The 8,288-nt window shown below is 45.9% G+C and carries 8 protein-coding genes; 1 reads left to right on the top strand and 7 read right to left on the bottom strand.

Going from position 1 to position 8,288, the window contains the following annotated elements; all coding sequences use genetic code 11:
- Positions 1 to 165 precede the first annotated feature (165 nt).
- The 6 genes from HMPREF2983_RS02605 to HMPREF2983_RS02580 form a co-directional block, all read right to left on the bottom strand.
- Positions 166 to 924, bottom strand: coding sequence for a lysophospholipid acyltransferase family protein (locus HMPREF2983_RS02605; RefSeq protein ID WP_070666451.1), 759 nt, complete (start codon positions 922 to 924; stop codon positions 166 to 168).
- 14 nt (positions 925 to 938) lie between these two features.
- Positions 939 to 2,120, bottom strand: a complete 1,182-nt coding sequence (locus HMPREF2983_RS02600) for a metallophosphoesterase (protein ID WP_025879691.1) — start codon at positions 2,118 to 2,120, stop codon at positions 939 to 941.
- 51 nt (positions 2,121 to 2,171) lie between these two features.
- Entirely contained in the window at positions 2,172 to 3,503 is a 1,332-nt protein-coding gene (locus tag HMPREF2983_RS02595) for a dihydroorotase (protein WP_070666448.1), read from the bottom strand.
- Between the two features lie 11 nt (positions 3,504 to 3,514).
- A complete protein-coding gene (locus tag HMPREF2983_RS02590; RefSeq protein WP_070666445.1) occupies positions 3,515 to 4,315 on the bottom strand; it encodes a DUF4369 domain-containing protein in 801 nt (266 codons plus the stop codon).
- 136 nt (positions 4,316 to 4,451) lie between these two features.
- Positions 4,452 to 4,865: a hypothetical protein gene (locus tag HMPREF2983_RS02585; protein WP_018919474.1), complete on the bottom strand. Its 414-nt coding sequence runs from the start codon at positions 4,863 to 4,865 to the stop codon at positions 4,452 to 4,454.
- A complete protein-coding gene (locus HMPREF2983_RS02580; protein ID WP_070666442.1) occupies positions 4,849 to 5,187 on the bottom strand; it encodes an FtsB family cell division protein in 339 nt (112 codons plus the stop codon). The genes HMPREF2983_RS02585 and HMPREF2983_RS02580 overlap by 17 nt, the downstream gene beginning before the upstream one ends.
- 64 nt (positions 5,188 to 5,251) lie before the next feature.
- Between HMPREF2983_RS02580 and HMPREF2983_RS02575 the strand changes: the two genes are divergently transcribed.
- On the top strand, positions 5,252 to 7,051 hold the full coding sequence (locus HMPREF2983_RS02575) for a DNA polymerase III subunit gamma/tau (RefSeq protein WP_070666439.1): 1,800 nt from the start codon (positions 5,252 to 5,254) through the stop codon (positions 7,049 to 7,051).
- A gap of 13 nt (positions 7,052 to 7,064) precedes the next feature.
- Here HMPREF2983_RS02575 and asnA read toward each other — a convergent pair whose 3' ends face one another.
- Positions 7,065 to 8,105: an aspartate--ammonia ligase gene (gene asnA, locus HMPREF2983_RS02570; RefSeq protein WP_070666437.1), complete on the bottom strand. Its 1,041-nt coding sequence runs from the start codon at positions 8,103 to 8,105 to the stop codon at positions 7,065 to 7,067.
- Between the last annotated feature and the right edge of the window lie 183 nt (positions 8,106 to 8,288).

Raw genomic sequence — 8,288 nt, 5'->3', positions numbered from 1 at the left:
TAAATTCGCATTTGGTAGTTGAAACTACCATATGCCTTTTTTTAGCCAATTTTATTTACAAAATCAAGTCGCTTTATGTAGGGATATATAGCCCTGCATGACAGTAAAAGATACTTCACTTGTTTGTTCTCCTCTCCTTTGGAGAGGCCGGTATAGGTTCCCCTCCTATTGGTCTGGGTTCTCAACAAATCCTTGATATTCCTTATCAAGTCCGTTCATGACAGCCTCATAGCTTTGTTCCATCTGGTTCTTGATATTCTCCGGGCCACGACCTGTTGGCATGATAGGTTCATGGATGGTGAGTTTCAAGGGGTGCCAAAAGGCCCAATAGAAATCCTTTGTGCGTGGTTTTACGTCGAAACTTCCATTGATCGTCAGTGGAACCACAGGCAGTTGAAGGTCGTCGGCAAGCATGAATGCACCGCGACGGAACACGCCCATGTGCCCCGTGAACGTGCGGGCGCCCTCGGGAAACACTACGAGTGACATACCCTCTTGCAGGATATGACGTGCTTCATCATAGGTGGCGCGGATTTTTGAAGGCCCACTTTTGTCTACAAAAATATGGTGGGCATATTGGCAGGCAATGCCAACGAGTGGGATTTTTCGCAGTCCTTTCTTCATCATCCATTTGAAATTACGGCCTAAGAAACCATAGATGAGGAAGATGTCGAAGGCTCCTTGATGGTTGGCCACAAAGACATAAGACTGCCGGGGGGCCAGATGTTCGCGCCCTTCTACCTTGACCGGCAACAGCAAGAGGCGTATCCAGAGCCATGCCCAGCATTTACCGGGATAGTAACCCCAAAAGTGTCCGTTGCCGACAAGACAGCCGATGACGGTTACCAACGACGTAATGATGCTGGCTAAAAGCAGGATTGGAAGACAAATGAAGAGCTGGTAGAGTCGGTAAATATACTTCATGAGGTAATGATGCTTTATTTTTTCGTTCGTAAAGTGATAACGGCTATTTCGGGTTCTACGCCAATGCGGATAGGTGCAAGGCCTCCGATGCCGCATGTGACATAGAGAAAATGTCCCGCTTTCTCAGCCAACCCATAGTCGTCGGGATAGCTGAACATCGTGGGACGAAGGCCGAAAAGCGAGATTTGTCCACCGTGGGTGTGACCGCAAAGCGTCAGTTGTGCATGGCTTTTCGGCAGAATTCGGCTCTCCCATGATTTCGGATCATGTTGCAACAAGATGATGAAAGCCTTCTTTCCAATGCCCTTCAGTGTCTTTTCTATATCTGAATTATCAGGAAACCGCTTGCCGTCTCCGCAGTTCTCTTCACCTGCAATGACGAGTGAATCGCGGTGGTCACGACTGTAATATATAGCGTGTTCGTTGAGCAAGAGATGCCATCCCATGTCGCGTTCAGCCTTTTTAATGCCTTCCTCACAAGCCTTCTTAGCCACACTGTCGCCATAGAAATACTTGCTGTAATCGTGGTTTCCAAGGACGCTGTACATGGGAATTCCTTGATGAGCAAGCTTCGAAAGCAACGCTTTCTGGGGCTGCAATTCACTCGGTTGCGTGTTCTGCAAATCGCCGACAAAGCATATCATGTCGGGATGTTGGGCAAGGATTGTGTCGACATCTCGCTGAAGATAGCGTTCCATACCATGGTTGAAACTTCCCACATGCGCATCACTGAAGAGCACAATCCGCATGCCATCGAAAGCTTTTGGCAGGTCGTTGAAAGCAAGTTCAATGCGAGTGACACGCAATTGACGCGTGCCGAAAATGACTCCGTAAAGCATAGTGAGCATGCAAACCAGACCGAGCAACAGGCCGATAACATCCCAAAGCTTCTGTTTCGTGTGGCAGAACCGACGGCAGAGCAGGCCTAATGAAGAAACTATTGCATATACTGTTTTGGGTACAACGAGGATAGCTAATGAGATAAGAAAGGCCTTAATCCAGTTGATATTGTCGGGAATGAACTTGCCGCAGAAGGTTAGTGCGAGGCTGTAGACCAACATGATGAAGCCCGGCAACCACCAAACGAGACGCCTTAAACGTGTGTAATGAGGGCGATGACGCAAGCAGTGACGCTCAATATAGAGGTCGCTCAATATGATCATCGGTATGAGGAGGAAGATAATTCTTGCTATCATATCTTTTTATGTGTTGCTTTATACGATTTGAAGGAACTTGTCTGCATTTCGTCAGGCATTGAAAGTCAGCGCTTCTCCGCGATAGGAAGCATCGAAACGACCATTGTCATAGATGATGTGTCCATTGCAGATTGTCGTCACAACGCGGTTGCTGAAGACGTGACCTTCCAATGGACTCCATTTGCATTTGCTCTGAATGACATCGGTTGTAACCGTCCACGGGCTGTTTGGTCTAACGATAGTAAGGTCAGCTTTGTAGCCTTTGCGCAGGAAACCGCGGTCATTAATGCGGAAAAGACGGGCGGGATTGTGGCACATCAAGTCGGCAACACGCTCGCGAGGAAGTATGCCTTTGTCGGCAAGTTCGAGCATGGAAACAAGTGAAAACTGCACCATTGGCATGCCCGAAGCAGCTTTCAAGCAGCCTCCCTGCTTGTCTTTGAGTTCGTGTGGAGCGTGGTCTGTGCCCACAGTTGTGATGCGTCCGTCGGTCAATGCACGGCGAAGCGCATCGCGGTCGGCCGTGGTTTTGACAGCAGGATTACATTTAATGCGCGCACCGAGTGTGGCATAATCGGCATCCGAAAAATAGAGATGAGCAATCACAGCCTCTGCAGTGATGCGGTCGTTAAGGCCGAAGAATGCTAACTCTCGGGCTGTTGTGAGGTGTGCGACATGGAGTCTTGTACCGTATTTCTTTGCTAATTCTACAGCCAAAGCCGTACTCTCATAGCATGCTTCCTCACTTCTGATGAGTGGATGTAGTTTGATGTCGGGATCTTCCTGCTGCGTTTTGGCCTGTGCCATGTTAGCAGTGATGATGCCGGTGTCCTCGCAATGCGTCATGAGTTGCCAGTCTTGGTCGGCACACACCTTATATATATACTCCAAACTCTCGCGCCTATCCACGAGCATATTACCCGTACTGGCCCCCATGAAGAGTTTTATTCCGGGGATATGTGTACGGTCAAGCGAGGCAAAAGAGTCGGTATTATTGTTGGTTGCGCCATAGAAGAAGCTGTAGTTCACGTGGCTGTTATGGCTGGCAATATTCATTTTCTCCTGCCAAGCCTCGGGAGTTGTGGTCTGAGGTGAGGTGTTGGGCATCTCCATATACGAAGTAATGCCACCGAAAGCAGCTGCACGACTCTCACTTTCGATATCGGCTTTGCGCGTCAGTCCTGGCTCACGAAAGTGTACATGGGCATCAATGATACCCGGAAAAACGAAACATCCCGAGACATCTACCGTCTGTTGGTAGATGCCTCGGGGTGCTTTTTCTGCCTCATATAGGGCAGCTATGTGGTCATCTTCAAGTACAATGTCGCCTCGGAAAGCACGTCCTTCGTTGATGATAGTACCACCCTGTATGATTGTTTCCATATCTCTGACTTTTATTTCACTGCAGGTTCTGCCATCTGAGCAGGCGTAGGAGCAGATTGTATGGGTTGTCTTTCGGGCTGTGGAGCCTCATTGCAAGGTGCTTCCGGTTGTATGTCGCGCATGCCATTCATAATCTGTTGGTTCTCTTGAGCCTTTTGATAGTAGTCCTTTACATAGGGATCATTCTTGAATTTGTCAGTAGCTTTGCTCATGATATCCTCAATCCAAGGAGTCAGTTCGGGGTATTGGAAACCGATGGTAACCATGAAGAAGATGCCGGGACCAAGCACATTGTCGAAGTTCTCGGTAACAAATGAAGTCACAAGTTCGTCTTCTTTTTGCGAAAGAAGAGCTGCTTCCTTGTTGAGTTTCGTGTTGACTACGTCCATGTTGCGGCCGTTCATGATGGCTTGGTCATGTTGGTGTACGAGCTCGGACTCTTGATTTTTCAACTGATTATACTTGTTGAAAAACTGAAAGAGCTTATCATTGAGTGGGGTTCCACTGACGATTTGCTGCGTATTGTCTATTTTGATATTGATGTCTCCGCTCTCTACAACCAATGGAAGAACGCTCTCTTCATCCATGAATATGTTGCCCATACGGACGGAATCTATCGTCCCTGAGAAATGAAACTGACCATGAACGACATCGCAAGAGTCAAGAGTTTTGAACTCATTGTTCTTGAGAATCTTCAGATAAAGCATTCGACCGTCAAGGTTAGATACGTTAGATGTCCCCACGATGTTGTAAGAGTTCGCACATGATGTCAATCCCAAGAGAGCTACAATGGCGTAAAAGACCTTATTCATAAATTGGTTTTCTTATTCTAATAACAAAGATAATAGGAAGTAATGAAGTGCGAAAGAAAATTTATGCTATTTAATTTATCAAGCTTATCTTTTAGGTTTTTTTCGTAATCAACACTTCTTTTATCCCACAAAAGATTTACGGTTGCTTTTCTTTTTTAAGTTCGTGATCGATGCGATGCATGGCATATACCTCGATAATTGCGGCAATAAGCAGCAAAACTACCCATTTGTTATATACATAAGTGATGTAGTCTATCTGGTTACCAAATATCGGACGCAGGAAACCATAAGCGTTATCGACCATCAACAGACCGGCAAACACGAAGAGGAAATCCGCCAAATTGAGAATGTTTTTCAGGCGTTTGATAGCCAGACTGCGGCCTTCATAGGTCTGCATCATCTGCATCAGAGCAAACAAAATGCAGCCCACAAGGGCAATCCAACATACAATCTGTGTGGCAAACATAAACACATAGCAGCCTACTCCCACCACCATGAGTGCGCCACCTGTCATGAAAAGAATGCTTTGTAGACTATTCAGTTGCTTCATTATTGGTTTCTATAGGTTTTTTATCATCGCTAAGTACGTAGATGTCTTCGTCATCTGCTTTCATGAAATAACGCTCGCGGGCAATCTTCTCAATAGCCTTGGGGTGGCGTTTGAGTTCATTCAGCTGGCGGGAATCAGCCTCGTACTGCTCTGTATACTTGTTGATTTCATTTTTAAGGTCGCTGATCTGCATTTCCAACTGAAAGCGTTTCAGAAAGCTGTTCTCGTCAATCAAGCCTACAATGAGCACGCCAATGACACACACTATAAGGTATTTATAGTGAGAAATGAGACTCAAGATAACATTCAAACGACCTGTCATAATTGATTTATTTGTTTGCAAAGATAATAATTTTTGCTATCTTTGCATCATCAATTCTCAAAAAATGGAAGAATATATTGTATCTGCCAGGAAATACCGTCCAATGACATTCGATGCTGTTGTGGGGCAACATGCGCTCACAACGACGCTGAAGAATGCTGTCAAAAGCGGGAAACTGGCTCATGCCTACTTGTTCTGTGGACCACGAGGTGTAGGAAAAACCACTTGTGCCCGTATCTTTGCAAAGGCTATAAACTGTGAACATCCGGGCGAAGATGGTGAAGCTTGCAATGCATGTGAAAGCTGTAAGGCATTCAATGAGCAGCGTTCTTACAACATATTCGAGCTTGATGCAGCCAGCAATAACTCTGTAGAGAACATCAAAGCGCTGATGGAACAGACCCGGATACCGCCTCAGGTAGGTCGTTACAAGGTGTTTATCATCGACGAGGTGCACATGCTGTCAACGGCTGCCTTCAATGCTTTTCTGAAGACATTAGAGGAACCTCCCGCCCACGTTATCTTCATTTTGGCTACAACGGAGAAGCATAAGATACTGCCAACCATATTGTCTCGCTGTCAGATTTACGACTTTGAACGAATGACAGTGGGTAATACTATCGAGCATTTGAAGTTGGTTGCCGCGAAGGAAAGCATCACTTATGATGAAGAAGCGCTTGCAGTTATTGCTGAAAAAGCCGATGGTGGCATGCGCGATGCACTCTCCATATTCGATCAGGCGGCCAGTTTCTGTCAGGGAAATATCACTTATCAAAAGGTGATTGAAGACCTCAATGTGCTGGATTCTGACAATTATTTCAAGATTATTGATTATGCCGTAGCCAACAAGGTGAGTGAAATCATGGTGTTGCTCAATGGCATTTTGAATAAAGGGTTCGACGGAGGTAACCTCATTGGAGGCCTTGCAGCACACGTCAGAAATGTGCTTATGGCTCGTGATGTGCAGACACTTCCGCTTCTTGAAACAAGCCAACAACAGCGTGAGAAGTATCATGAGCAAAGTAAAAAATGCCCTGTAAACTTCCTGTATCAGGCTTTGAAGCTGCTCAATCAATGTGACATCAACTATAAACAGAGCAGCAACAAGCGTCTGCTGGTAGAGATAACGCTCATTCAAGTGGCCCAGATTACGCAGCCGGATGACGATGATGCCGGTGCGGGGCGTAGCCCTAAGCGATTAAAATCCCTGTTTAAGAAACTGATAAACTCTCAGCCAAAGAAAGCAACTTTGCAGGTGGTTGCGGCTGAGAAGCATACGCTTTCTCCTCGTGAGAGAGCTACACAAGTTGTTACCGAGCCTGCTGTTACGCCTTCTGTAACGGCAACATCGGCAGCAACCACGACTCAACAACCTACTTCAAAGCCTCGTCCGAGTGCAAGTCTCGACGCAATCGGTTTCACTTTTCGTGGTCTTCGGGCACAGAATGAACGGTCAGAAGAAAAGAAAGATGAGCAGTTTGATGTCGATACAACAAAGGAAAAAGGTTTTACTCAAGACCAATTGGAAACCTCATGGTATGCAATGCTCGTGAGAATGCCACAGAGTTTGCGAGGCTTGGCCATGCGACTGAAGAACGTAACGCCACGCATCACGGAGTTTCCAAAGATTGAGATTGTGGTTGATAATCAAATCCTTCTCACGCAAGTTGAACCGATTAAACTACGCATAAAGGCTACTTTGGCCAAGGAACTCAACAACGGACAAATCAATGTTGAATGGCGAGTAGCCCAGGGAACAGAGGTAAAACCACTGCTCACTAAGCGTGAAAGCTTTGAAGAAATGAAAAAAGAGAACCCCGCATTAGCTAAACTATGCCAGGTTCTCCATTTAGATATGTCTTAAAAACACCGTTGTCTTATTCTATCAGAGGCATGCCTAAGCGTCGGCATTCCTTGCGCATTTCTTCGGGCCAGATGCTGGCTTGGATCTCTCCGATATGCGCTTTATGGAGCAATATCATGCAAAGTCTGCTCTGGCCGATACCGCCTCCGATGCTCAAAGGCAGCTCTCCGTTGAGCAGTTTCTTGTGGAAGAAGAGTTCCTTGCGGTCTTCCTTGCCTTCCGATTTCAATTGTCTCAACAAGGCTTCTCGGTCAACCCGGATGCCCATTGAACTCAGTTCAAACGACCGTTCAAGTACAGGATACCAGATAAGAATATCACCGTTGAGGCCTGTTTTGCCGTTTTCATCCACCGTACTCCAGTCATCATAGTCGGGCGCACGACCATCATGTTTCTCGCCATTGCTGAGTTTTCCGCCGATGCCTTCAATGAAAACGGCTCCGTATTTCTTGCAAATTGCATCTTCGCGCTGCTTGGGCGTGAGGTCTGGATACATGTTCAAGAGGTCTTGACTGTGTATGAAATGGATCTTCTGTGGCAGGAATGGCTTGATATTCGGATAGCTTTCACACGTCAGATACTCTGTTCTTAGCAGGGCGGCATATATGCGTCGCACCACATCTTCAAGGAAATCAATCGTGCGTTGGCCTTTCGTGATAACGGCTTCCCAATCCCATTGATCCACATAGAGGGAGTGGAGATTGTCTAACTCCTCATCAGCACGAATGGCATTCATGTCGGTATAGATGCCATATCCTGGCTCAATCTGATATTCAGCCAATGTAAGTCGCTTCCATTTTGCAAGCGAATGAACTACCTCTGCCTGTGCATCTCCAAGGTCTTTTATCGGGAAACTGACAGCTCGTTCCACGCCGTTGAGGTCGTCATTGATGCCTAATCCTTTCATCACAAACAATGGAGCAGTGACTCTGCTTAGGCGTAATTCCGTGGAAAGGTTCTGCTGAAAGAAGTCTTTTATCAGTTTAATTCCCTGCTCTGTCTGCTTTCTGTCAAGCAGTGCATGATAGTTTTCGGGACATATGACTTTGCTCATTACGGTCTTGTTTTAATGTATTTAATCTTTCATGCAAAGGTAAATATTTAATATTAAAACGAAAAGATAATGCCAATATAATTTTGCAGAATGTTATAAATAATGCGCTATATCTTACTTTTTGTTTGCCGTAGTTGTCTGAAAAACTTGTACTTATATCTCAATCTTTTTTTCGTGAATGAA

The organism is Prevotella sp. HMSC077E09, assembly GCF_001814685.1.
Taxonomy (GTDB): Bacteria; Bacteroidota; Bacteroidia; order Bacteroidales; family Bacteroidaceae; genus Prevotella; species Prevotella oris.
The sequence above is the reverse complement of the archived record's forward strand: the minus strand, read 5'-3'. Positions and strand labels throughout refer to the sequence as shown.